Genomic DNA, 25,259 nt, shown 5'->3' with positions numbered 1-25,259 from the left:
GAGGGTGCTTATGTACAAGTTTGTTGATACAGTGGCAGGAAGCGGAATGTCACGCCCTCTCCTGCCATTGAATACTCTTTTTAATGGCGTGAATCTTGATGAGGCTTTAACAGACCACAATGGTAGTTTTACAACAATATCGATCAGTGGCAGGGGTATATTATCTAGGCGTATTAATATGACTGAAGTGTCAAATAGACACGGAGCCAGAGAAAAAGGGTACACATACGACGTCAGAGAGATCACTGTTAAGTATAAACTTACTGATCGCACAAACGAAGGATTTCGAGACCGTTTCAATCGGTTAAACAGTTTGCTGCTTGGCTCCAAGAAAAGGCTAGAATTTACTGACGAGGAAGCGTACTTTTTAGCAACATTGCAAAGCGGGGACACACCAGAAGAGGATTCCAATGACATTGTTGGAAGTCTCGTTTTTATTTGTACCGATCCGGGAAAAAATATGAACGAACAAACCTTAAACATCACTGCCTCTGAACAAATATTTACAATTGGCGGTCAGGAGTCAACTCCTTGGACTAGCCGAACAAGATTCACGGTTCCACAATCGTCATTTAGCTTGGAAACAAACAACAGTGGCAAGGTTGTCTTATATTATGATTTTATAGCCGGCGATGTGCTGGAAATCTATTATAATACGCGTGACGTTTTTTTAAACGGTAAGGATTTAGCCGTATCAATTGCACTTGAGACTGAGTGGTTTAAACTAGTTCCGGGACCAGTCGGTTTGAGAGCGAGTCATGAGACGGAGTTGAATTATACAGAAAAATTTTATTAAGAAAGTAACAAGGATGAGAAAAATGTAGTGTGACATTGTAAGGGTTAGAACAACGTATCATAAATTGTATCGAACGAAAAGAAGTCGGACAACTTCTGGACATTTTTGAGAATGGGGTCTGTTTACTTCTTTCGAAGTCAATTTATTGCAGGAATAAAGAACAAAAGAAATCGATTTTAGCATATATGAGATCTGTAAAAATCATTTCTCCGATTAATTTTTTAAATCGTTTTTTAAAAGCTGGTATACTTCTAGACTCAAAAAGTGTAAAGCGTTTTTCTTGGAGTTCCTTTGAAGTAATCTGTATCTATGATACTCCCTCAATCATGGTCACTATAAGAGGGGGCTTTAACCTGCGTGAAAGGAGGACACCATGTCAGAGATTTATATATTCAGTCAGGCTGATGATCTTTTAACAATTATCTCCGAATCAACTGGGCTTATTAGTGCGCCGTTTCGTGAAGAGATAAACAGCGTTTCTAGTGAGCCTTTTGTATTCACTGTGGATGCTGATGCCGAACGTGTAAAACACGTAAAAGAAGAAAATCGTGTGGTTTTCAAAGACAAAGATGGTTTCTATCGGGAAATGGTCATCAAAGAATTAGACGATATCGATAATGACGACGGACCACAAACCACGGCAACATGTATCCCTGCATGGCTGGATGAATTAAACGATAACTTTGTATTAGACAAGCGTTATACGGAAAAAGAAGCACAATTAGCTTTAAATGATGCATTAGCGGGAACGCGTTATATAGGTGAAGTAAAAGTAAGGTTGGATTTGGCGTCTACGAACTTTTATCATTTATCCAGCGTTGACTGTATTTGGAAGATTCTTGAAGTGTGGGGCGGTGAATTTCGCGATACAGTTGAATTTGATGGCAATAAAATTACCGTTCGTAAAATCATCATAGATGAACGTCTAGGAGCAGATAAAGGGGCCCGTTTTGAGATCGATCATAACATTGAAGAAATCCAGCGAACGGTCTTGTCATATCCGAAAACTGCCTTATATGGTTGGGGGGCAAATCTCGAAAATACAGGCGATGAAGGAAGTCATACAGACGACCGCAATGAATATATCGATTTTGCAGATGTGGAATGGAAAAAATCGAAAGGTGATCCTACTGACAAGCCGAGAGGGCAAAAGTGGGTTGGAGATCCGGATGCGCTACTCCAATATGGCCGCATATATAAAGGACAGTTATTACATCGGTATGGCGAATTTAGCAACCAAGATTATAAGGACCCTGCCAAGCTATTACGAGCAACCTGGGAAGCTCTTAAACAAGCTAAAAAACCCGAAGTACATTACAAACTGTCAGTGGATTTACTTGATAAGGATGTAAGTCTAGGTGACACTGCTGTCGCCATCGACCGGCAATTTGCGCGGCCAATTGAGATCCAAACGAGAGTTATAGCGATTGAATATGATCTTTTGGATATAGAAGGAACTGCCGTAGTTGAAATGGGGCAGTTTTTGTCCGTGTATGAAAATGATCTTGGTCGTGAACTTGACGACTTGAAAAATGAAATCCGGGAAAATCGGAGCAAATGGGAATCCGGCGGCGGCCCGATCACGAACGACAGATTTCCGGATATTAAGCCAGATACACCTGTAAATGTCGAGGCTACCGGTGGTTTCCGTGTTATTCAATTGTACTGGGATTATGACGAAGCAGTTTATATCAGCCATTACGAGGTGTACGGTTCCCAAGTAAAAGACTTTGTACCTGATAATCAACATCTTTTGTGGCGGGGCAGAGTCAGCGGGTTTCCCCACGAAGTGGATACGGACCAAGTGTGGTATTACAGAGTAAGAGCAGTCAACATGCACGGCAGGCCATCTGATTGGTCTGCGCAAGTCAAAGCGTCAACCGTACGGATTATTTCTGATGATATTCTTTTTGGTCCCGACATTGCAGCTGAATTGCGTGAGCTGTCGAAAACAGCTCAAATACTTGCTGATGGAACAGTCAATTTAGGCATGATCGGCGCTGATGTGACTGCTGAAATTGATACTGCCAAAAACAGAGCTGGTGAAGCCGTTGAAAAAGCCAACCTTGCTGCAAGCAACGCTAATGAAGCTATTGAGGAAGCACAGTCAGCTTTTGATGAAGCTGTTAATGCCCACACTATTGCCGGGAGCGCCAAAACAATTGCCGAAGCAACCAGTGCTCTTCTGGACTCGGTCAGCGAAATGGTTGATCAACACAGTGTACAGATCGTCGAGAATGAGCGTGAGATATCTCGCAAGATGTACACCGTTGATGCAAATGCCAAGTTTGCTACGCAAAGTCAGTTGACGCAGACAAGCAACAGTTTGACGAGCCAGATTACGCAGGTGCAGGGCAATCTTGATAGTTTTGAAATCAGCGCTACAAACTTGATACCGCAGACGGCATTCACAAATGAAAATAACAGATTTAGTTCAAGTATTGGTGCAGGTAGAATCACAGCACTTGAAATTACAGAAGATAGCGAATGATAGCAACACTTACTAGAACAGATACGTTGACCGACTCAGGCGGCAGGTATTATAGAATGCCATATAGATTGGTAGCTGGAAAAAGATACACCTGGTCTGTTTGTTTGAAGGGTAACGGGCGTTGGCAAGTCGGACCGGAACAAGGTGGACAAAGAATAATTGATTTAACAGAGGTTTGGATCCGATATACACACTCTTTTATTGCAAAAGATCATCAATACTATCAGTTTACTTTTTATAGAATTCAAGGGCAAACGGGTGGACAGTTAAGCTTACACTCAATCCATCTTGTTGAGGGAGAACGAATAGTTTTTGATTGGAGCCCAGCTCCCGAAGATTTAACAACCAACGTTCAATTTTCCCAACTTAAACAAACCGTTGACAGTATTTCTGCCCAGGTAACCAATAAAGTGGACAAGACTGTTTACGACAGTTTCGTACAGCAGACGGCAAAAAGTTTGGCATCGAAAGTCAGCCAGGGAGAATACGATAGTAATAATAATCTGATCAACCAACGGTTTTCGAGCATCACGCAAACAGCGCAAGGGTTGCAAACGCAGGTTAACAATAATAAAGGTAATATCTCAACCGTTACGCAGCTTGCCAATGCTTTGCAGTCGAGGATGTCAAACGCAGAGGGCAATATTAGTACTCTCACTCAGACGGCCAGTAGTTTGCAGAGTACGATTACGAGTGTAAGAAATGATTTAAACGGGTTGGAGATTGGCGGGAGGAATTTAATTGCCGGTACTGATTTTACATCTACAAATGGGTTTAGTACCTGGACAAACATAGGCACGGTGTCGGTTGTAACTGACGACAGGTATTTAGGCAGAAATTATCTCAAATGGGAATCAAAAAAACCAAACGGTGAAGATATAGCTATTAGAGCTGGTGCCGCATTAGGTATCGAATTTAAAAGAAATAGATTCAGTGTAATCAAAGGAGAAGAGTACACTTTATCGTTTATAATTGCAAGCAATGAATTTAATGGGTTACTTGACTACACCTACCTAATGCATGGTGACGGGGGGCCAAATTTAAGGTTAAAAGCCATAAACACGAATGGTTATCCAAAATACAAGCCGTTTCAAGCTAGTTCTGATATCCATTATCACGTAGTGTCGCACACCTTTAAGGCAGACCGAACAGATGATAACTGCTACTTTTTAATAGCGGCTATACTCAAAAGAGAATTAAATGGTTCAAACGGGTATGCCTGGTTCAGGATATTCAATTTACAACTCGAAAAAGGCAACAAAGCTACTGATTGGACTCCTGCCCCCGAAGACATGGCCACTCAGTCGCAAATTAGCCAGTTATCTAATGCTATTAACCTAAGAGTCCAAAAAGGCGATGTTATCAATCAGATTAACATCGACACTTCTGGCATTTTGATAGCCGGACAAAAAGTCCACATCACCGGACAAACGAAGATAGACAATGCTGTCATAAAAACTGCCATGATCGCAAATGCTGCAGTAGGCACGGCCGCCATCGCAAACGCAGCCATTACACGCGCAAAACTCGGCACGGCGTCAGTGGGGACAGCACAGATTGAAAATGGAGCTATTACAAACGCAAAAATTGCGAACCTATCCGTTGACAGCGCAAAGATTGCCAACGGGGCCATAACAAATGCAAAGATCGCCACTCTTTCCGCCGACAAGATCACTAGCGGTATTATCAATGCGAACCTTGTTACATTAGCAGTTAAAAATGGTGTACAGTCTATTCAGCTTGACAATACTGGGCTACGGTCAATTGATAGTAATGGTAAGATGCGCATACATCTTGGTGTCAGAAACATCGGAGGCGCTGGCCAATCAGATCCTGCGACAATACGATTTTTTAGTGGTAATGGCAGCGTATCGGCAGGCATAGGCATGAACGTAAACGGTCATTTTATTATTGGTAGTACGGCTAATACTGCTCATATGGAGCTTTACAGTGGTGGAAACATCATTACTTATTCGAGAAGGTTTAGAATATCGAATCTTATAAACTACCCATATTTAGATATTTATCCAGCGGATACCGAAATGCAGAGCGACGGAACCCGTAGAAAAATGGTAGTGATAGAGCCATCTGTCAGTGCACGAGGTAATATAGGCAGGGAAGGAGTCAGAATGTGGAGGATTTATACAAATTACCTCCACTACATTGACCTTGTCAATATGTCCAGTCGTGACAATAAGACAAATATAAAAGATGCAGATGTGGGTTATTTGCAATTTGTCTTTGAAAACATGGATGTAGTCACATTCAACTATAAAAATGAGGATGGGAGTTCGCGTACGGACGAATTAAAAGTGGGGTGGATAGCTGAGGACAGCCCAAGCTTAATTACATCAAAAGACAAAAAACAAATCAGCCTTAACAACACTGTAGGTGTAATTGCCGGCTCGTTAAAGTTTCAAACAAGCCGCATTGATCAATTGGAAAATGAATTCGAATGGCTAAAAATTGAGAACCAATATTTGAAACAAAAAATAAATCAATTGGAGGAGAAAATGGCGTGAAAATAGAGATCGAACATAGTAATCTGGTGCGGGTTATTAACTTTTTGGATAGCTTATCTTTAAAAGGGATGAAGTCGATCCATCGGACAAATTTAAGCCGTCAGCTGATGGAAAAGTTAAAAGTTGTTAGTGAAAATGAAAAGCAGCTGCTGGAAGAGCTGAAAAATGAACCGGAAAAATTAAAAGATGAGTTGGGGAAGTTTTACAACGAGAGAGTCGTCATCGAAGGGGGCAACTCTCAAGCTATGTTGCAATCTGTTAAATCCGTAATTAAAAGTTTAGTAGCTGAAGACACCGAGTATGAATTCAAAGACAATGACGCTTATGCTTTAGCCTGTCTCTATAACGAATTTCAATTAAATGAGGAGGATGTAAAATGAAAGTAGAGATTACAAACATTAACATTAGACGTGAAGGTGAAGAAACTAAGGATTTGCAAGTTTATTTTACAGGTAATAATGGGGATTCCAGCATTAATCTAAATGGCTATGTTCCACTGGAAAAAGAAGAATTTGAATCATTTTTTGATGAGCAGGCAATTGAAGATGTTGTAAGACAAAAAGTTGTTGAGCGGATTTTAAATGGAGAAAGCTCAGCAAAATAAATAAAAAGTAGGTTTGAGTAACGGGGCTATTTAAGGAAGAATAGTAAGTTTATAAGTCACTAAAAAATTGAGTGACTTCTATCGTACATTAAAACAATTGGGAACTTACATTTTTTGTGCCCTTTAGGTTGATATATATATAAAGTTACTTTCGATAGGTTTATTCTGGCATACTGTACTTTCAGATAAGTGATTTTTAATATGATATATACAACAAATAATTTAGGACAAGGAATAAAGTCGTTCAGTCTATTTGCCATGCCTATTTTTAATTTTAAGGGGGAGGGCTCGCCTTTCCCCTCAAAATTAATGAATCCTTCTCAAATAAAATAACATGACTAAAAGTAAGAAGAGGGTGTCTAAAAAGTCGTTTTTTTGACCTTTGGGATGCTCTCCTCTGTTTAAAAAACACGGTGATATTAACAATTAGAATTTTTACACCAAGGAGAACCTTTTCTAAAGAATTTAACGAACAAACCGTGAATTGCACGCTACTGAAAAACCTCGTATTGAAATCATTTAAGTGTACGAACTGACACCTTCAGCTTTTGATAAGTGGGTACGCCAGCATAAGACAACGGGTTGCATTTGAAGAAAAAGAGAATCATACACCTGAACAAAATGAGTTCATTCGACTAAGAAAAGAAAACCAACGTCTTGCCATGGAAAATGACATCTGCACCTAAAGGTATAAATTCGACTAGGCATATAAAATGCCAAGTCTTATTAAAAAGCAAGCCGCGCTGATATGGGACGAAAGGTAAACTGATTCGAAATAACCGTCACAAATACTCGGATCAGAACATGTTTTTACTGCACCGAGTAATCGCAGGTGCAATGTGTTGTGTGGCGTCCTACAAATTCAATGAAGTACTTATTACTATGAGTCTAACATTCTGAATAATCGTGGCGAAGAGTTAACACCTTGATTGTTGAAATATTCAAGAATAGCAGAGACATCTATATGGTTAAAGAAAGATTAAAAAGAGCTTGAAAAAAGGTTGGTAAGTTTCCAGTCAATGAATCCGTCCCATCATGAAACAAGAAGGGCTCGTCTCCAAATTACCATCGCCCACTATAAGCCAACTAAAGTGACGTTTAACGAATACAATATGGAAGTGTATGAAATCGAGAGTTTAGTCAAGACGAGGAACTAAGGTGATTGTCAGTGACTTAATCTACGTTCTAGTACAACATAAATGGCATTAAGTGTGTGTTAATTGACTTATTTAACCGTGAAATGATGGGCTATAGTACTGGTCCACACAAGAATGTGCGGCATTGGTTCATCGTGCTTTTGCGTCAGTAAAATACAACTTAAATCGCCTTATATTGTTTCACACTGACCGTGGAAGTGAGTTTATCAAGACTTAGATACGCTTGGTTTCAAACGGTCATTGAGTGAGCTCCCGTACGATAACGAGGTCGCTGAGGCGACATTTAAAATCATCAAAACAGAGTTCGTTAGTTGCAGAGTTTTTCCTAGCCAACAATCACTTGAATTTGAACTTTTTGATTTTGTACATTGATTCAACAATTTTCGTATACATAGATCGTTAAACTCTCATGCGCCAAATGAATACAAGTTTGTACAGTTTAGCGTTGACATACCAGTCCTACTACATCGTTTATCTCTTTATGGAAAAAGCTTTATAAGAATTTTAAAGGAAAAGAACTGTATAGGCTTCGTTATTGATGATTGAAGGGATTACAAAAGGCAAATGATCAGATTGTGATCCTGAAAATGAAAAAGAGTGCCATGCATCTAGCGAAGCGGGCTAGGTGTACGGCACTCTTTTTCATATAAAAAACAGATGTAAAAAGCGTTAGACTTAAATATATTCGGAGCTGTAAGTTGAACAGGACCAATTAGTGCATTTGTGAGAGAGAGGCTTATATATTACAAAAGAATACTGAAAGAATTAACCCTCAGTTAATAGTGATTTGTTAGTTCATGATAAAGGGAATACCTTGATGGAATTAGCGGAGTGGATGAAACCATTATTCATTTAGTTTGTTCAGGAAAATTTAAAGTTGAAAAAAAAACTAACTCATTTTTCGAGAAAAATATAAGTAGAATTAAAAGCTTTATAAGTTTGAGAAAATTTAGTTACCAAGTTGCTTAAAACAATATTAACGAATTTTTTGAGAAAACATGATTTTTTATAGGGATAAAATAAAATTTAAAGGATTAAAAGAATATGAATTGTAAAGGGGACTAAAAGATTCTTTTAATTTTGCAGAAAAGGAGTGGGGACATGGATACGAGGATTGACAGATTAGAAGAGCGAATGACAAATGTCGAAACTCGGTTGGCTGTAGCAGAGAGCAATATTAAAGACATTAAGGAAGATATCTCGTCAATTAAAAGCAATACAACTTGGATCCTGCGCCTTATTATAGGCGTTATTATTATGGCTTTACTTGGATTAATTATGAATGGAAGGGATTTAAATGTTTGAAGTATATGATGTTGTGTTGATTCCGTTGATCTTGGGGCTGGTGGAGCTTTTTAAACGAGCTGGTGTCAGTGGCAAGATTTTACCGTTTATCTCATTGGCGTTAGGTATTATCGTTGGAGTGGTATATGTGGCCGAATTTGACTTAAAGCAAGGTATCTTGGTCGGGGCTATGCTGGGGCTGTCGGCATCCGGTTTATACAGCGGGACAAAAAATACGATTGAGAGCAAAGAGTGACGCTTAAGCGTTGCTCTTTTTTTTGACAAGGAGGAATTTAAGATGGTAGCAATCAAACAACAATTGGTATCGCAAAACGTCATCAACAAACGCACACACGGACACGGAAACCCGTGTAAATATATCACTATCCACCAAACAGGAAATACGAATAGAGGCGCTAATGCACAGGCTCATGCCAACATCCAAACAAGATTAAATCCAAGACAAGCAAGCTGGCATTATCAGGTGGACGATAAGGAAATCATTCAGTCGTTCCCTGATGGCGTCAAGTGCTGGCATGCTACTGATGGGAAAGGGCCCGGCAACACAACATCAATCGCCATTGAAATTTGCATTAACAGCGACGGTGATTATAAAAAAGCCGTGCAAAACGCTGCCGAGCTTACAAAACATTTGCTGGCCAAACACGGACTTGGCATTGACAGGGTTAAACAGCATCGTGATTGGTATCCGAAAAATTGCCCAGCGCAATTGCGGGCAGGTTATAAAGGTATTACGTGGCAAGACTTTATCAACATGGTTAAAGGTGCGTCAAGCGCGACCAAACCTGTAGCATCAAAACCCGCCAGCAAACCATCCAGCGGCTACAACGGCAGCAGTATCGTCGACTATCTAAAAAGCATCGGCCAGGATGCAAGCTATGCTAACCGCGCGAGATTGGCCGCACAGTACGGCATATCCGGTTACCAAGGCACTGCCGCGCAAAATATGCAGCTACTCAATAAAATGCGCGCAGGCAAAACCGCCGCGGCATATCCAAAGCCCGTTAACACCAAGAAAGGCGACCAAAAGACGAACAGCATTGTTGATTATCTTAAGTCGCTCGGTGTTGACTCGTCTTACGCAAACCGGAAAAAGCTGGCAGCGCAGCACGGTATCAAGAATTATACCGGTACGGCTGCACAAAATACGCTGCTGCTTAATCAGATGCGCGGTTAAATAACGATACTGAATAAGGGCTCCTACTTGTTTATATTAAAAATCGTCATTTGCATCAGAATGTTTGTCCAATCCTTTTATACAAAATACAATATATTAATATCGAAGCCGGCTTTAATAAACAATAGGAGAGATGTATATGTGGTTTGAAGATGATTTTGTCGGTGGAGAAAGAGAAGAGCGGAGAAGGAGAGTAAGGTTAGTTTGTAGATGTAGGGAAGTAAGGGATTGGGATGATTGTGATCACGACCACCACCATGATCGTGAGCGCGAGCGATTCATTTGCCGTTGTAGAGAAATCAATGGCTAAATAAAAACAGGCCCGGCGCTGACCGGGCTTTTATACATATAAAAACAAATAGCCTTCATAACAATCTTCGCACACTATTTTGTCGAGTCTTTTTCGATTATGCGATGATCATCAAAGAGTAAATAGCCTCCATCTCACTTCAATTACCATTACACATTATGGAGGATATGTCTCAATTCATAATTCCTGACGTACAACCCCCCTGAATAATAGCCGCTTTCTTCTACGAAAGTCTCCCTTTTAATCAGAAAACCTCCCCCGAAATGCAGGGGGAGGCTTTGGTGTATATATTGCTTGGTCGAACAACAATCGTTGTATGTATTGTGCCGTATTTTCATATAAAAGCGGTTTACTAGGTTTCAAAAGCTCTTCACCCATCATATGACCTGTCATGCTTTCTCAAACCCCAAGTTTCTTTGTTTTAGCGTTCCAAAACACAGCTGATTGAAAATTCATCTCCTAACAAACGCTGTCAATCATCGTTTTGGATGTAAGTCGGGGCATCTTGTCCCTATTATGGCCCAAGAAGCTTGTATCCCTAAATTGTTGGGATCAGTCTTTTTTGTATATTTAAAAATACCATTTTTATTAAACCATTTCGAAAATAGGATATAAGGTCAAGATTATATCATAACATCTTTCTTTCGAAAATGGAATATTGTAAAGAATTATTTTACGCTATCTTAACGTTATATTGATTTTAGCTTGCTACTATTAAACTATATTTAAGTAGTTTTGTGAAAGGAGCAGACGTATGGATATTCGTATTCAAGACCTAACGATGCGTTTTGATAATATAACCGCGGTGAACCACCTATCAACAACAATAAAGGATGGAGAGCTCGTTTCATTACTAGGACCAAGTGGTTGTGGAAAAAGTACGACATTAATGCTGTTATCAGGACTCTATAAACCGACATCGGGAAGGATTTATTTTGGTAATCAAAATGTCACTGAACTTGATGCAGAAAAAAGACAAGTCGGTATGGTCTTTCAAAATTACGCATTATATCCTCATTTATCTGTTTTAAAAAACATTATGTTCCCTCTTAAAATGAAAAAAATGAACAAAATAGAAGCGAGGGAACAAGCTACTGAAATGGCAGAATTACTACATATTGGCCACTTACTGAATCGAAAGCCCGGACAATTATCCGGTGGACAGCAACAACGAGTTGCCATCGCAAGGGCGTTGGTAAAAAAACCCAATGTATTATTATTAGATGAACCTCTTTCCAATTTAGATGCACGTCTTCGTTTAGAAATGAGAGAAGAGATTCGCAGAATTCAACAAGAAGTTGGAATTACTGCTGTTTTTGTCACTCATGACCAAGAGGAAGCACTTAGTATTTCAGATCGAGTCATGATTATGAATAATGGCGTCCTGCAACAAGATAGCGAACCGCAGCAAATGTATAAAAAACCTGCAAACGAATTCGTTGCTTCCTTTTTAGGAAATCCCCCGATCAATTTCATCACTGTTGAAAGACATCGTCAGAATGAGCATTACAAAATAAAGCATACAGCACAACCGATACATTTATCGAGATTAAAACATTTTGACAGAACCACTTTAAAAATGGGCATTCGGCCAGAATCCTTATTTGTTACCACACAGAACAACTCTTTGTTTAGAGGGGACATCATTCATATTGAGACAATTGGCCGTGATACATTAATACGGGTCGATTTAGGGGAATCCACTGTCCGGGCTTTAGTTGATCCCAAAAAGAAACTTCAGATTGGCGATGTATGTTTTTTGGGAGCTGAGGAAGAAGAGATTCATTATTTTTCTAGTGAAACGGGTGAACGGTTAAAAGGGGGAAAAGTTGATGATGATCAAACCGACCTGGAAGAGTACGCTTAAAGCTTATTTTTATTTACTACCCGCCCTTATTATCCTAATTCCATTTAATATTTATCCCATTATGAAATCATTTTTAATGAGCTTTTATGTAGACTATGATTATTTCGCCAATATCGTTCATGCCTATGGTGTTGATCATTTCATCGCCATTTTTCAAGATCCGAATTTTATTAAAGCCCTGATAAATACGATTATATTTGTTGTCGGTGTCGTACCTTTATCGATTATCCTATCACTTGGTATCTCCATGTTATTAAATAGCAAAATAAAATTTCTTAGGTTTTTTCGAACGATCTATTTCCTCCCTTATGTTACTTCAGTGGTGGCTGTAGCGATTGTCTGGGGATGGATATTTCATTCGGATTATGGCTTGCTTAATTTTTTCCTCGGTTTTTTTGGTATAGATCCGATCAAATGGGTTACTGACCCGACCTATGCCATGCCTTCCTTAATCATTTTAAGTATTTGGAAAGGATTGGGGTTTAATATCATTATTTTCCTCGCTGGCTTACAAAACATAGATGAACAGTATTATTTGGCAGCAAAAGTAGATGGGGCTTCAGCTTGGCATCGGTTTACATCTGTGACGCTCCCCTTGTTATCTCCGACTATGTTTTTCGTGTCCATTATTTCGATCATAAATGGTTTTAAAGTTTTTGATGAAATCTTTGCCTTATTTGGTGGAAGACCTGGTCCTGCCAATAGCGCGTTAACGGTTGTTTACTATGTTTATCAAAAGTTCTATGAGGAATGGCAGTTTGGTCTTGCATCAACCGCGGCATTTATCCTATTTATGATCGTGTTTATTTTTACACTTGTTCAATTATTAATCGGCAGGAAGTTCGTACATTACAATTAGGGGGAATCCAAATGACACGTGATGCTTTGTCTAAAGGAACGATCTATTTTTTACTCTCTTTGGGAGCCATTTTGATGATATTACCCTTTATTTGGATGATTAGCACATCAGTCAAAGCACCTAATGAAGTAATGGCAATGCCTCCCATTTGGATTCCTGGTGAAATAAAATGGGATAATTTTTTAAAAGCGCTAGAAGTCGCACCATTTGATCGCTATTTTGTTAATAGTGTCATTGTGACACTGCTTAGTACTGTTGGTGAACTACTGACTACTATTCTGGCCGCCTATGCTTTTTCACGAATCAATTTTTTTGGTAGGGATATTTGTTTTGCCATCCTGCTTGGAACGATGATGGTTCCAGGTGAGGTTCTGATCATTCCTAATTTCGTGACATTATCTAATTTAGGTTGGATTAATACATATCAAGCATTAATCATTCCTTGGATTGCAAGTGTTTTTGCCATTTTCCTGCTTCGGCAGTTTTTCTTAACCATTCCAAACGAATTATCGTATGCGGCCAAAATCGACGGGTGTAGGGATTTTACATTTTTGTGGTATGTGATGGTTCCACTTGCCAAACCCGCCATTATTACGATAGCTCTCTTAAAAATCATTAATAGTTGGAACGCTTTTCTTTGGCCTTTAATTGTTACAAATTCTAAAGAGTTACGCACGTTGCCTGTCGGTTTATCGGCGTTTACGACAGAAGCAGGAATTAAGTATGAATTATTAATGGCCGCCTCATCTATGGTTATACTTCCTATGATCATACTCTTTTTTATCATGCAAAAATATATTGTCGCTGGTGTCGCTCGAGCTGGATTAAAAGGTTAAATCTCAAAAGGACTTTTTTGGGGGGGTGATGCCAAGCAATTTCGTTTGAGGCGTTCATGGATCGTTTGATGACTAATAAGAGTATAGGAGGAGAGATACGATGAAAAAATGGTTACCCTTCAGCCTATTTTGTCTATTATTCATTGTCGTGCTCAGTGCTTGTGGTGGAGGAGAAAATAAAGGGCAAGAAGCCACAGCAAATAATGAAAATAAAGAATCAGAAAGAACTTCAGAAGAAGGAGAAACGGATCTAGTCGAAATTGAATTTTGGCACGCAATGAGTGGGCCACATGAAGAAGCTATGAATGCTCTAGTTGAAAAATTTAATCGTGAGCATAAAAATATTACGATCAAACCTGTCAATCAAGGCGGATATGATGATTTAAGACAAAAAACAATGGCAGCTGCAAAAGCAAAAACATTACCTGCGGTAGCACAAACGGCTACAGGAGCCATCCCGGAGTATATAGCTAATGATTTGATCACACCATTAAATGAGTTTATTGAAGATAGCGAAAAGGGACTTTCCGAAGAAGAATTAAATGATTATGTCGACGTCTTCCGTGAATCTAGTCAATGGGACGATACTTATTACAGCTTACCATTTAGTAAAAGTACAAGAGTTTTATATTATAACAAAAATATATTAGAGGAAAATGGAGTCGAAGTACCGAAAACTTGGGAAGAAATTCTTCAAGCCTCCGAAAAACTGACGAAAGGTAAGACGATCGGAATGGGCTTTGAAAATTCATTTGAATTAGAATTCCAAGGATTATTGGAACAAATGGGTGGTGTTTTTATTGATGAGGCCACTAGTGAAGCAAAGTTCGCTTCAGAAGAAGGAATAAAGGCATTGAGCTTTATGAAGGAAATGATTGATGACGGTTTAGCACGTACTGCCGGTGAAGACCAATATATGTCGAATCCGTTTGGACGCGGTGATGTCGCTATGTACATTGGTTCTTCTGCGGGGATCCCGCACGTAGGCACTGCCGTCGAAGGAAATATGGAATGGTCAACAGCAGTCTTGCCGACTTTTGAAGGTAAAGCCGCTACTCCTTTTGCCGGAAATGATATCGTCATGTTTAATCAAATAGATGAAGCAGAACAAAAAGCGGCTTGGGAGTTTATGAAATTCTTGACAACCCCTGAAGTTACTGCAGAATGGTCAATGAAAACAGGTTATTTGCCTGTTCGCTATTCTGCGCAAGAATTAGAGGAATATAAAAAGTATGTCGAAGAAAATCCAGCTTATAAAGCGGGACCAGCACAATTTGATGCCGGTTTCTTTACTGCGCGTGTTAAAGGTGGAGACGCTGTCCGCAATATTGTGATTGAGGAATTCGAAACGATTTTATTGAATGAAAAGTCTGTTGAAGATGGTTTGGCAGATGCCCAAGAACGTTCAAATGCAGAACTAAAAAAATAAAAGAAGACTTTACCTGAATTATAGTCGGATCGGGCAGGGGCATACCGTACCCTGCCTTTACTCATTATTTTGATCATGATAAGGAGAATCGTGTTATGAACAAAACGACCATTACTTTTTGGAGTGGATTACGTACGATAGGTGGAAATATCGCAGAAATCACTTTTGGAAACAACCGAGTTATTTTTGACTTTGGGCTTGTTTATGATCCAGCTAGTTTGATTGTGAACGCCGATCATACGAGAGAAAAAAGCAAGTATATCACGGATTTATTAAAACTGGCTATGATTCCTAATATGGATGGAGTTTATTCGAATAAAGACTTATCGGCTGGTGAACCATTTTTCAATAAAAAGCCTGTGCCCTATGAAAAATCAAAGATGACAACAGCAGTATTGATCTCCCATCTTCATTTAGATCATATGGGCGCTATTGATACTTTGGCGCCATCTGTCCCCGTTTATATGTCCGCGGAATCGAAAAAGCTATACGATACTTTAATAAATATAGGTGAAGGCTTGACTTTTTCCCGTGAAGTACTGTCCTTCCAGTTTGCGGAAAAGCTGCAAATTGGAGCGATTTCTGTTACTCCGTATCGAATCGACCACGATATTATCGGGGCTGCTTCATTTTTAATTGAAACCCCGGATCTCAAGATTTTATATTCCGGAGATTTTCGGTTGCATGGACTGCATCCTGAGTATTTTCATCATTTAATAAAAAGTATAAGCCAGCAACAAATAGACATTCTTTTGATAGAAGGAACGACTATTAAGCCAACGAAGGAAGAAAATACGGATACACTTTGTCAAACAGAAACGGATATCATACAAGTTAGCAAACATCTTTTAAGTGAATACAAAGGATTGGCATTTTTTAATCTGTATCACCGTAATATTGAGCGTTTACATCATATTCTCCAAGTAGCAACATTAACGAATCGTACAGCGGTTTTAGAGTTGGAAACAGCCTATCTAGCAAATACATTTTTAGAGAATCCGTCTTTTTTAATTTACGATAACAAGATAAAAAAAACAGATTGGAATAAAAAATTGCTGATGAAATATGCAAGGATTACTCCGGCGGAAATGAATGTTCGCCCTGGAAATTATTTTGTGCAAAATCGTTTTGAAAACATACTAAATTTATTAGATTTTGACTTGAAAGAAAGTGTTTATATACATACAAACGGAACTCCTTTGGGCAACTTTGATCCGGATTATCCAAAATTGCTATCTGTCTTAAATCATTTAGACATTGATTACAAACCTTTACACGTATCTGGTCATGCGCTTGAAAAAGATATCTTAACATACATTGAACAAGTTAGGCCAAAGATTGTCATTCCATGGCATAGCCAATATCCAGAACTCATAAAACCAATCAGTCCAAACCAAACCGTTTTTTATCCAAAAGAAAAAGTAACATACGTTTATGAAGAAAATCATTTAAAACAAATATGAAGAATCGATCTTTCCGTCGGACAATTCATGCTTTTTTAAGTTAAAAGGATTCACTTTTTAATGCCTGACAGGTGGAACTCGCTCGTTTAAGCCCGGTCTAATGATATGACGCTGTTTCTTAAAAACGTGGAACAGTGTCTTTTTGGGCCTTTTTAAATGCTTGCCTGTCATCTACTTCGGTTGGCCATTTCCCGCTTGAAAATACATAAGCCGGATTACGTTACACAGTTGGAATCAATTTGTGCTCCCTGCCATGGCGACATGCCGATCAACAGTAGATTTCCCGGCGCCAATGCAGTATCCAGCAAAAGTGCTCAAACTGTCTTCAATAACATTTGAGTATCCATCAATAAACCCACAACATCAAAATGATATGTTTATTTCGCATTGTATTCTGCTTGTCACCCCCCCCGGTCAAGGAACGGAAATAGATAAATTCGAGGGGTGTTTACAGTCCGGTGTTCGACCGAACGCGGGTAATCTGGCTGACGGATTTACATTTTTCATTCAATTGTCAATGATTTTTTTAAAAAAACACTATTATTGTAATGAAATCAGCCGATACATTAAATAAGGCGATCATTTTATGTAGCCTGGCAGTTAAAATTGTTACTGACATTACTGAAACATGTCAGGCTGCTCCGCTCGTAGTTACTATACCGATAAAACTTTTCTGTCCACAATATTGTCCCCTATACGGGGTTTTTTTGTGGCTGTTCGAAAGGAGTATGATTGAGTAATGCATGTAACATAAAATTTTTGTTTGATTCAAACATGAAGATCCAACTTCCAAGGATGCTTATTTTTTGAGGGTGCCTATAAGCCGATTGGAATCGTTTTATTCCTCGGAAAAGCGCCATTGTTATATATACGCGGTTTATCATGTGTGAAGACCTGAATACATTTGGGCTACCATCGGCTTTATATACTCTTCTTGGAATTTCTGGAACATTTACATTCCTGATTGGACGCTTCACCGAACAGGGATAGAGATCGTGGAACGAAGAAACACAGCGAAAGGATGATAAAGATGCGTTGGTTCCTAAATAAAAAAACATCATTTAAATTACTGTCGACTTTTATTCTCATTGCTGTCATACTTGCCGGTGTGAGCATTTATGCCATGGCAAATATGAGTAGAATTCATGATATTGGTTCTGAAATGTACACGGATGCATTGAAGCCAATGGAAAATATGGCACAAGCCCAGAATGGACTCTTGCAATTAAGGATTACTTGGCGTGACATAGCCACTTCTGAGGATAATGAGAACCTGGAGGCAAAGACCGAAGAATTAAAGCAAGTCAGGAAAGATATTGAAGAAGATATTGGCATTTACACCGATTCTTATAAAAATCAACCTAAAGAAGCGCAACAGGAGGCGCAAGAGTTTCATGACATGTTTATGGCGGACTTCAAAGCCTATAACGATTTAATGGATCAAGCAATCCAGTCGGTTGTCGCGGATCGGAGAAGCTTTCCACAACTGGATGACGATTTGTATGGCTATCACAATCGATTAACAAATAGTCTCGAAGAGATATGGGAATTGGACATGTCGCTTTCGAAAGAAGAATATGATAATTCTAATAAAACTTTTTCCACTACGATAAAAATCATGATTGCCATCGTCGTCATCACATTAATCATTTGTATTGCTTTGGGAATGATGCTCACAAGGATCATTGCCCGTCCGCTTGATCACATGGCGGATTTGTTGGAGAAGGTGGCGCAAGGGGATCTGACTGTAACAACCAATATCCAAACGAATGATGAGATTGGACGGCTTGCTGAGTCCCTGAATAAAATGGTGTTTCAGATGAGGGAGACTGTCGGAAACATTTTGAGCGCGGCAGGGAATCTTTCAGCCTCTGCGTCCCAAGTATCCGCTGCTACTGAGGAGATTGCCAGCTCCAGCACCGAACAGGCGAATTCAGCCCAAACAATGAATGAGTTGTTTAAAGAATTATCGGATGCGATCAGTGCCGTCGCACAAAATACAGAACAGGCTGCTGAACTTTCTAATAGAGCCATTAAAGTCGCCCAAGATGGGGAAAAAGTAGTGTTGTCTTCTGTTGAAGGTTCGAATCTTGTTAGTGAACGAGTGGCTCAGTTGGAAGAAGACTCCAATAAGATTGGAGAAATAATAGAAGTGATAGATGATATCGCGGATCAGACGAATCTATTGGCTTTGAATGCGGCCATTGAAGCTGCCCGCGCCGGAGAACAAGGCCGTGGCTTTGCCGTTGTGGCCGATGAAGTGCGCAAGTTGGCTGAAAGAAGCGGGGAAGCGACAAAACAGATCACCGATATCATTAAGGAGATGCAGGACAACACGCATAGAAGCGTAGCTGCGGTTGAGGACGGTCTGACATATACTCAGAAATCCGGAGAGGCGTTTAAAGAAATTATCGACGTGGTGAACGACACCGGAAATAAAGTGACGGAGATTGCCGGAGCCAGCGAAGAGCAGGCGGCACAATCAGCGGAAGTTCTTTCCTTTATTGAAAGCATTTCTGCTACGACTGAAGAAGCGGCGGCAAGTAGCGAGGAAACAGCCTCAACGGCCCAGGCTTTAAACGATCTTGCTGAACAGCTTAACCGGTCTGTCGAGTCCTTTAAAATAAGGTAAACATAATAAGTAACCAGTCCCGGTTTTTAACCGGGGCTTTTCATGTTTATGTCGGTAAAGTCTTTTGGCCATCACGCCAAAAATAATGTTCTCGATTGGTGAATTCATGATTGATTCCAAATAGTTATTTCATGTCTGGTTGAATGTCGCTTCCGAAAGAAGATTCAACGATTGATAAAGCAAATAATGAATTGCAGGGGGCTTTCTTTAAAAACTCGAGATAAAGCGAGAATAGTAAATGGCAGATCAACTGCCAATAAACATCCGATTGGTTAACGAACAATCAGCGGACTAAAAGCCTGCTGATTGTTTTGCTTTATTCAGTCAGATCCCCGCATCTATTGATATATGATTCTTCTTGGCCGTTGCCTAGACCCGGGGACTCGTTGAATCCGTATAGATTGACCATTTGCAGGAATTCTGAGTTTATACACGAAAATTCGGCGTTCTCCCATGGCATGGCTTCTGGAAGTGGGTGTCGGTATAATGTTTGCCGGGTTGGCGGGGTCCAGTATCCAGTGAGAATACCAGATTGCTCTTAAAAATTGCCGGTTGGTACTTTGTGGTCGCTCATCCAATATACAATGTCTCCTTTGTCCGACCCAATAAAGGTACCTGCCCAAATGAACGTTGTATCGATTCGCGTTTACATCATAATACATAATGCCAACGCATTCTCCGGGGTAAATAATATCCCGTACATTATCGCGGGTAGCTGTTTGGCAGCTTCCATAATAGGGTGTTCTTAAAACTTTCCGCAATTGGTTTGTAGTAAAATATAAATATTGTTGGCGTGGCCGGCCGCTTGGGTTATTTGCATTAATGGCCAAATGGCTTAGTATGATCCCTCTATATTGCTGCAAATTAGCGTTGTTAACAGTTCTGCTCACACGTATCGTGTTGTTGTCGATACTTAAAACGCCGCCTACTAATCTCCCATTGTGAACGCAATAGCCGCTCGTATTACACGAAGCACCTTGGTTAGCCCGATATAATACCCCAACACATGTCCCTCTCGTTAATATTGCCACTCGTTGTACCCCCTTGTTGATTGATGGCGTATTGAACTCTCATTATTCCAGTCAGCATGATTTGTATCTAAATTCCGGTTCTGTTTGAATATAGTAGCCATTTCTCACCTCATGCGCCCAGTTTTTTAATACCTCTTTCCAGGCGTTACTATTGAAAAACTCATTCAGAGGTTGGGAAGGGTCCCACTCTAAAAAGATTAAAAAAGGCGCAATGCCCGGACTCCAAATCCCTGTACCTTCAACGCCTCTTTCTCTAATAAGAAGGAGAGGCAGCCCCCGTTGATAGGCCATACTTGGCTCGATTTGTAAAAATTCCGATCCTAACCACTCTATTCTCGGTGTTGGAAATCTGCCGGTATTCGTTCCTAATACATCAACTTCCAATTGTTTGAGATTCGTTGCAACTAAGCCATAACTCGAATTAACTAAACGCCTAACATTTTCCAAAACCGTTTCTGGGTATTGTTCGGTTCTCGGCAATGTCCTGGGGAACAAGAGCTCTCTTCTGATTTCACGAATCAAACGCCTCATAAATGCTTCTTGGACAGCATTTAAAACATTGGGTCTGCTTAAAAATACTGGAATTCGATACAAACGATCAGCGGATTGCCGCATCATTTCATCCATGCTATTATTCGTTTGCTCTGTTTCACGGAGGTGATCATCTACTTGATTCAAATCTGCTCTGCAAGCTTCACAATCACAGATCATGTCGTCGCTATCATAACCCCTTCTATACGATTGATTCATAGGCTTTCACTCCCTTATACTTTGTTCTCATATTAAAATATGACCGGTGTTGTACAAGGTTTGGGTTTCTAATCAAAATAAGGAATGTTCATTAACCTTATGTGACTATATTTGAATGTGGGAAACTCTCATGCCGAATCTTGAAAATAAATAATTAGTCTATGGGCAGAGGATTCAAGTTTGCATTATATGATCGAAATTGAAAGAAGAAGAATGAGAAAAATAAACGAAAATGTAAAGCTAGCTCTTTGTACATATGCTATGCAGGCGAATCGTCCAAACCGTTTTTTTTGCTGGCAAAATCTATTCCAATCGCAGACAAACATATTTTAATAGGCATATTCAGGGAACTAGTTGCCTTCTGTTTATCTTCGATTTGAATATAATGGAAGGGAAATAGACATGTGAAATAGCGATAAAATCAAATGAATTGGATCACGTGTATTTTTTCAGCAATACCCTTTTGTATAACGTCGCATGCAGCCAAAAGCCGGAGCATTATGCTTCAGTAAAAAAGAGTTGGCGGTTGTAATAATAAGGTAAAAGGGAGAAAAAGATTCGAATCGAAAAAGGAAGCGGGCGTTGTTTCAGACAAAATAAAGGAGGAGCAGCATCCGATGTAAAGTATCAGGATGATGACAACTTTATTTTTTCCGAAGCTGAAAAATAATAAGGTAATATAACGAGATCCACGAACAATCAAATCAGTAAGCGGTAAAGAAGAAACACGCAGCAGTGACAACATTACTTTTGTTAAACTCGAAGGAGCTGGACGCTCAATCTGAGGGGGCTGGCTTCGTTAAGAGAAAAATGGCGGCTGAGGAACAGGTCGGCCGATTGTTAATGTACCGCCCGGGATTACCAAAACAGGACGAAGAAGTAGTCCTTGCGGCGGAAGTCCTGAAATGATATCGGGAGAGAGGAATGATACTTCGGAAGAAAAACGATGATCGATCAGCAGTCAAAAAAACGTTGGCTTGTCATATAGTTGATGAGTTACCGCTGTCCTGCCAAGCATATATACTGTAAGGGCAGTCAAACTTTGTTATGATGATGTTTGATGTATTGCGAAATGTTTTAAGAAAGGATGTTTGTATGCTTGATCTGTTAAAGTCACATTCATCTGTTCGACTATATAAAGACGAACCCATCTCTGATGAAATATTTTATGAGATGCTTCACGCTGCACAACATGCGGCAAGCTCCAATTTTGTCCAGGCTTATTCCGTCATCAGGGTGAAAGATTCTGTCAAAAAAAATAAGCTGGCCGAGCTGTCGAAAAATCAGAAACAATTTGATTCTGCTCCGTTGGCGCTTGTTTTTTGTGCCGATTTAAAGAGACTGGAACATGCGGCAAGAATTCAGAAAAAGGATATACGAGCCGGATTGACTGAAAACTTTCTTGTTTCAGTGATTGATACGGCTTTATTCGCTCAAAACTTTGTCATTGCCGCAGAATCTAAAGGGTATGGAATTTGCTATATAGGAGGGGTGCGGAATAATCCGGAACTCATTAGCGAAGTGCTTGAATTGCCGGAATTTGTTGTGCCATTGTTCGGGATGACGGTTGGCGTGCCGGATGAATCCAACGAAGTAAAGCCGCGTCTCCCGGTCGAAGCTATTTTACATGAAGATACATATGACGAGGAGAAATATGAGCGGATTCTGGAAGATTACGATAACATCATGAAAGATTATTATGAACAGCGGACAGCGAATAAACGAGACAATGCCTGGACGGATGTGATGGCGGAATTTATGGCAAAGAATCGCAGAGAATATATGCTAAGATTCTTGCAGTCAAAAGGTTTCTTGAAATTTTGAGCGGTCGGTTGACGGCTCGGGGATTACGTTCAATTTCCATAAAAGATTCTTTCACATGAAAACCATCCCGAGGGACGGTCCCTAAGGTTCATGATCGCCGTAATATGGTAGCTAAAAAAGCGGTTGAGTTGCATGGAGCCTGTCAGTTGGATTTCATCCATTTTCCTTAGGGATGCGCGTATTCTTTAAAACATGGTAAAATGATGGATGAAGACAGAATTACTGGGCTTGCGAAAAATGAGGGCTTTACGGCGGGAGCAAATGTGAATCCTGAGAGGTCCGTGTTCGAGTCGGCGCAATTTGTGCCGGTATCACGGAGGCGGGACATGTCACTCAGCTTACAGTGATTTGGTCGTCAACACGACTGCTTGATTTTTGAAGTTATGAGCAAAAACGGTTGGCTTATCATGCATACTCTCCTGCAAGGGCTTACCAGATCAGGGGAGGCAATGCTTCAACAACTGATGTGCGCAACCGCATGACTGAAATATTTTAAAATATAAAAGAAGTTTGAGGAATTTGGAAGAAGGGGAATTAAAAGATGACGAAAGAAGAAAAACAGCAGTTATTTAAAGAAGCGCTTGGCAACTATCCTACCGGAGTAACAATTGTTACGACGTTTACAGACGAAAATATACCAGTTGGACTTACTGTCAACTCTTTTGCATCCGTTTCTCTCGATCCGCTTCTTATACTCTGGTCAATCGACCATCGCGTTTCATCGCTCGAGGCTTTTACAAAGGGCGATAAATTTGCGGTTCACATTCTTGCGGCGGATCAGGTCGAATTGTGCAAAACATTTGCGACACCTAATGTAGATAGATTCAGCCAATGCGAATGGAGCGAGTCCGAATTTGGCCTGCCGGTCATTGAAGGAGCTTTTTCCGTATTGCAATGTGAGTTGTTTAAGGCGGTCGAAGCCGGCGACCATACGATTCTGATTGGGAAAGTGTTGGATATTCAAGTAGAGAATCGCATTCCGATGCTGTATCATCGACGCCATTTCGGATCGATTCCGGCGGAATTTTATACAGATGTTGAAAATAATTAATCGTGCTTAAGACTTTTATTCAGAAAGGATGGTCGACGATGGAAGTTTTCTTTATAACCGGTGCTTCAAGAGGTATTGGCTTGGCGCTCGCAAAAGAACTTTTACATGAAAATCACATCCTTGTTTGTACAGCCCGCTCAAAGAATCATGAGTTGGCTGCGCTGGTAGAAGAAAAGGGAGTACATCTCGCTTTTATAAAATATGATTTGGCCGAAACTGCCGGCTTGGACAGCTTAATGGACAACATGATTGCACATATGCCAAACTATCCAGAGTCTGTCACACTCATCAATAATGCCGGAGTGATTGATCCGATCGGGAATACGGAAGACAATCCTGTTGGGGAAATTGAAAGAAACATTGCGGTTAATCTAACAGCTCCGATGATTTTAACTTCGGCTTTTATTCGCAGATTAAAAGACAAACATGTTCCCAAACGGGTCGTAAATGTGTCATCGGGAGCAGGCAGGCATGCCTATGCGGGATGGAGCAGTTATTGTGCCGCGAAAGCGGGTCTTGACCATTATTCCCGGGCTGTTTCGTTGGAGCAAAAACGGGAGCCTTATGGGGTGAAAATTGTTTCAGTTGCTCCAGGCATCATTGATACGGATATGCAGAAACGAATCCGGTCTACGGATCGGAAAAATTTTGAACTTGTTGATCAATTTAAAGGGTATAAAGAAAAAGGATTACTCAGTTCAGCGGAAGAAACGGCAAAAAGACTCGTCCAATTGGTGAAACATCATGATTTTTCCTCAGTCGATGTCGTCACAGATTTGCGAAATATGTAATCGTTGGGGATATAGTCATAACATTTAAAGAAAAGTGCCCTTTATTTTACAATAATGATAGCAACATCTCTTATGACCTTTTAAGTGAAAGGCTCATACTAGGTTAAGGTGCTGGGACACAAGTTGCAAGCTGATTGATATTCGTAAAATCGCGAGAATAAAACCGCGTGAAATCAAGGTTTTAAACTTGATTCCATGCGGTTTGTTTCATGTTTACAGGGTTTTGTCCAAGCCCCTTGCTATTTCGTATTTGCCTATGTCCAAGCCCCTTCCTACGATTAGTCAAGTATCTTTATAATACTTTTCAATTTACTTTGTATGGAATATCTGGGCATAAGAAATAAACCTCAAGTATTTTATTTTT

General features: G+C 40.0%; 21 protein-coding genes and 1 pseudogene. 20 read left to right on the top strand and 2 right to left on the bottom strand.

The annotated features are described in order from the left end of the window. The first annotated feature begins 10 nt into the window (after positions 1-10). The 16 genes and pseudogenes from JOC94_RS20260 (at position 11) to JOC94_RS20185 (ending at position 19,448) form a co-directional block, all read left to right on the top strand. Positions 11-796, top strand: coding sequence for a distal tail protein Dit (locus tag JOC94_RS20260; protein ID WP_077111997.1), 786 nt, complete (start codon positions 11-13; stop codon positions 794-796). 373 nt (positions 797-1,169) lie between these two features. Next, positions 1,170-3,287 (top strand): phage tail spike protein, encoded by a 2,118-nt coding sequence (locus tag JOC94_RS20255; RefSeq protein WP_077111998.1) that lies wholly within the window; start codon positions 1,170-1,172, stop codon positions 3,285-3,287. Then, the gene (locus JOC94_RS20250) at positions 3,284-5,809 is read left to right on the top strand and encodes a tail fiber domain-containing protein (protein WP_077111999.1); all 2,526 of its coding nucleotides are present in this window, start codon (positions 3,284-3,286) and stop codon (positions 5,807-5,809) included. The genes JOC94_RS20255 and JOC94_RS20250 overlap by 4 nt, the downstream gene beginning before the upstream one ends. After that, the gene (locus JOC94_RS20245) at positions 5,806-6,189 is read left to right on the top strand and encodes a hypothetical protein (protein WP_077112000.1); all 384 of its coding nucleotides are present in this window, start codon (positions 5,806-5,808) and stop codon (positions 6,187-6,189) included. The genes JOC94_RS20250 and JOC94_RS20245 overlap by 4 nt, the downstream gene beginning before the upstream one ends. Then, positions 6,186-6,413, top strand: a complete 228-nt coding sequence (locus JOC94_RS20240) for a hypothetical protein (protein ID WP_077112001.1) — start codon at positions 6,186-6,188, stop codon at positions 6,411-6,413. The genes JOC94_RS20245 and JOC94_RS20240 overlap by 4 nt, the downstream gene beginning before the upstream one ends. Before the next feature lie 431 nt (positions 6,414-6,844). Next, a pseudogene (locus tag JOC94_RS23035) lies at positions 6,845-7,090 on the top strand (transposase); the annotation flags it as partial. 1,581 nt (positions 7,091-8,671) lie between these two features. Next, positions 8,672-8,875, top strand: coding sequence for a hemolysin XhlA family protein (locus tag JOC94_RS20230; RefSeq protein WP_077112002.1), 204 nt, complete (start codon positions 8,672-8,674; stop codon positions 8,873-8,875). After that, entirely contained in the window at positions 8,868-9,110 is a 243-nt protein-coding gene (locus JOC94_RS20225; RefSeq protein WP_077112003.1) for a hypothetical protein, read from the top strand. The genes JOC94_RS20230 and JOC94_RS20225 overlap by 8 nt, the downstream gene beginning before the upstream one ends. Before the next feature lie 42 nt (positions 9,111-9,152). Continuing rightward, positions 9,153-10,052, top strand: a complete 900-nt coding sequence (locus JOC94_RS20220; RefSeq protein ID WP_077112004.1) for an N-acetylmuramoyl-L-alanine amidase — start codon at positions 9,153-9,155, stop codon at positions 10,050-10,052. A gap of 139 nt (positions 10,053-10,191) precedes the next feature. After that, a complete protein-coding gene (locus JOC94_RS20215; protein ID WP_171973915.1) occupies positions 10,192-10,362 on the top strand; it encodes a hypothetical protein in 171 nt (56 codons plus the stop codon). A 754-nt stretch (positions 10,363-11,116) separates the two neighbouring features. Further along, positions 11,117-12,229 (top strand): ABC transporter ATP-binding protein, encoded by a 1,113-nt coding sequence (locus tag JOC94_RS20210; protein WP_077112005.1) that lies wholly within the window; start codon positions 11,117-11,119, stop codon positions 12,227-12,229. Continuing rightward, positions 12,195-13,088, top strand: a complete 894-nt coding sequence (locus JOC94_RS20205) for a carbohydrate ABC transporter permease (RefSeq protein WP_077112006.1) — start codon at positions 12,195-12,197, stop codon at positions 13,086-13,088. Before JOC94_RS20210 ends, JOC94_RS20205 begins: the two co-directional genes overlap by 35 nt. Positions 13,089-13,099: 11 nt before the next feature. Next, positions 13,100-13,924: a carbohydrate ABC transporter permease gene (locus JOC94_RS20200; protein WP_077112007.1), complete on the top strand. Its 825-nt coding sequence runs from the start codon at positions 13,100-13,102 to the stop codon at positions 13,922-13,924. Positions 13,925-14,024: 100 nt separating this feature from the next. Further along, positions 14,025-15,353 carry an ABC transporter substrate-binding protein gene (locus JOC94_RS20195; RefSeq protein WP_077112008.1) on the top strand — a complete coding sequence of 443 codons (1,329 nt, stop codon included), beginning with the start codon at positions 14,025-14,027 and terminating at the stop codon, positions 15,351-15,353. Between the two features lie 95 nt (positions 15,354-15,448). Further along, entirely contained in the window at positions 15,449-16,816 is a 1,368-nt protein-coding gene (locus JOC94_RS20190; RefSeq protein ID WP_077112009.1) for an MBL fold metallo-hydrolase, read from the top strand. Between the two features lie 1,030 nt (positions 16,817-17,846). After that, complete coding sequence (locus JOC94_RS20185; protein ID WP_077112010.1) at positions 17,847-19,448, top strand: methyl-accepting chemotaxis protein; 1,602 nt, start codon at positions 17,847-17,849, stop codon at positions 19,446-19,448. A 338-nt stretch (positions 19,449-19,786) separates the two neighbouring features. Here JOC94_RS20185 and JOC94_RS20180 read toward each other — a convergent pair whose 3' ends face one another. After that, entirely contained in the window at positions 19,787-20,479 is a 693-nt protein-coding gene (locus JOC94_RS20180) for a hypothetical protein (RefSeq protein ID WP_205180241.1), read from the bottom strand. Positions 20,480-20,530: 51 nt separating this feature from the next. Further along, complete coding sequence (locus JOC94_RS20175; protein WP_236017166.1) at positions 20,531-21,229, bottom strand: hypothetical protein; 699 nt, start codon at positions 21,227-21,229, stop codon at positions 20,531-20,533. A 735-nt stretch (positions 21,230-21,964) separates the two neighbouring features. Between JOC94_RS20175 and JOC94_RS20170 the strand changes: the two genes are divergently transcribed. The 4 genes from JOC94_RS20170 to JOC94_RS20155 all read left to right on the top strand — a co-directional run bounded on the left by JOC94_RS20170 (position 21,965) and on the right by JOC94_RS20155 (position 24,895). Further along, positions 21,965-22,138 (top strand): hypothetical protein, encoded by a 174-nt coding sequence (locus JOC94_RS20170; RefSeq protein ID WP_171973916.1) that lies wholly within the window; start codon positions 21,965-21,967, stop codon positions 22,136-22,138. 186 nt (positions 22,139-22,324) lie between these two features. After that, complete coding sequence (nfsA, locus tag JOC94_RS20165; RefSeq protein ID WP_205180240.1) at positions 22,325-23,053, top strand: oxygen-insensitive NADPH nitroreductase; 729 nt, start codon at positions 22,325-22,327, stop codon at positions 23,051-23,053. A gap of 541 nt (positions 23,054-23,594) precedes the next feature. Then, positions 23,595-24,104: a flavin reductase family protein gene (locus JOC94_RS20160; protein WP_205180239.1), complete on the top strand. Its 510-nt coding sequence runs from the start codon at positions 23,595-23,597 to the stop codon at positions 24,102-24,104. Between the two features lie 38 nt (positions 24,105-24,142). Further along, the gene (locus tag JOC94_RS20155) at positions 24,143-24,895 is read left to right on the top strand and encodes a (S)-benzoin forming benzil reductase (protein WP_205180238.1); all 753 of its coding nucleotides are present in this window, start codon (positions 24,143-24,145) and stop codon (positions 24,893-24,895) included. Positions 24,896-25,259 lie beyond the last annotated feature (364 nt).

Source organism: Siminovitchia thermophila (genome assembly GCF_016909185.1).
Taxonomy (GTDB): Bacteria; Bacillota; Bacilli; order Bacillales; family Bacillaceae_C; genus Siminovitchia; species Siminovitchia thermophila.
The sequence above is the reverse complement of the archived record's forward strand: the minus strand, read 5'-3'. Positions and strand labels throughout refer to the sequence as shown.

Bases quoted from the DNA above. Each gene is read 5' to 3' on its own strand.
- JOC94_RS20260 (WP_077111997.1), top strand. From the start codon at position 11: ATGTACAAGTTTGTTGATACAGTGGCAGGAAGCGGAATGTCACGCCCT.
- JOC94_RS20255 (WP_077111998.1), top strand. From the start codon at position 1,170: ATGTCAGAGATTTATATATTCAGTCAGGCTGATGATCTTTTAACAATT.
- JOC94_RS20250 (WP_077111999.1), top strand. From the start codon at position 3,284: ATGATAGCAACACTTACTAGAACAGATACGTTGACCGACTCAGGCGGC.
- JOC94_RS20240 (WP_077112001.1), top strand. From the start codon at position 6,186: ATGAAAGTAGAGATTACAAACATTAACATTAGACGTGAAGGTGAAGAA.
- JOC94_RS20230 (WP_077112002.1), top strand. From the start codon at position 8,672: ATGGATACGAGGATTGACAGATTAGAAGAGCGAATGACAAATGTCGAA.
- JOC94_RS20225 (WP_077112003.1), top strand. From the start codon at position 8,868: ATGTTTGAAGTATATGATGTTGTGTTGATTCCGTTGATCTTGGGGCTG.
- JOC94_RS20220 (WP_077112004.1), top strand. From the start codon at position 9,153: ATGGTAGCAATCAAACAACAATTGGTATCGCAAAACGTCATCAACAAA.
- JOC94_RS20215 (WP_171973915.1), top strand. From the start codon at position 10,192: ATGTGGTTTGAAGATGATTTTGTCGGTGGAGAAAGAGAAGAGCGGAGA.
- JOC94_RS20210 (WP_077112005.1), top strand. From the start codon at position 11,117: ATGGATATTCGTATTCAAGACCTAACGATGCGTTTTGATAATATAACC.
- JOC94_RS20205 (WP_077112006.1), top strand. From the start codon at position 12,195: ATGATGATCAAACCGACCTGGAAGAGTACGCTTAAAGCTTATTTTTAT.
- JOC94_RS20200 (WP_077112007.1), top strand. From the start codon at position 13,100: ATGACACGTGATGCTTTGTCTAAAGGAACGATCTATTTTTTACTCTCT.
- JOC94_RS20195 (WP_077112008.1), top strand. From the start codon at position 14,025: ATGAAAAAATGGTTACCCTTCAGCCTATTTTGTCTATTATTCATTGTC.
- JOC94_RS20190 (WP_077112009.1), top strand. From the start codon at position 15,449: ATGAACAAAACGACCATTACTTTTTGGAGTGGATTACGTACGATAGGT.
- JOC94_RS20185 (WP_077112010.1), top strand. From the start codon at position 17,847: ATGCGTTGGTTCCTAAATAAAAAAACATCATTTAAATTACTGTCGACT.
- JOC94_RS20175 (WP_236017166.1), bottom strand. From the start codon at position 21,229: ATGAATCAATCGTATAGAAGGGGTTATGATAGCGACGACATGATCTGT.
- nfsA (WP_205180240.1), top strand. From the start codon at position 22,325: ATGCTTGATCTGTTAAAGTCACATTCATCTGTTCGACTATATAAAGAC.
- JOC94_RS20160 (WP_205180239.1), top strand. From the start codon at position 23,595: ATGACGAAAGAAGAAAAACAGCAGTTATTTAAAGAAGCGCTTGGCAAC.
- JOC94_RS20155 (WP_205180238.1), top strand. From the start codon at position 24,143: ATGGAAGTTTTCTTTATAACCGGTGCTTCAAGAGGTATTGGCTTGGCG.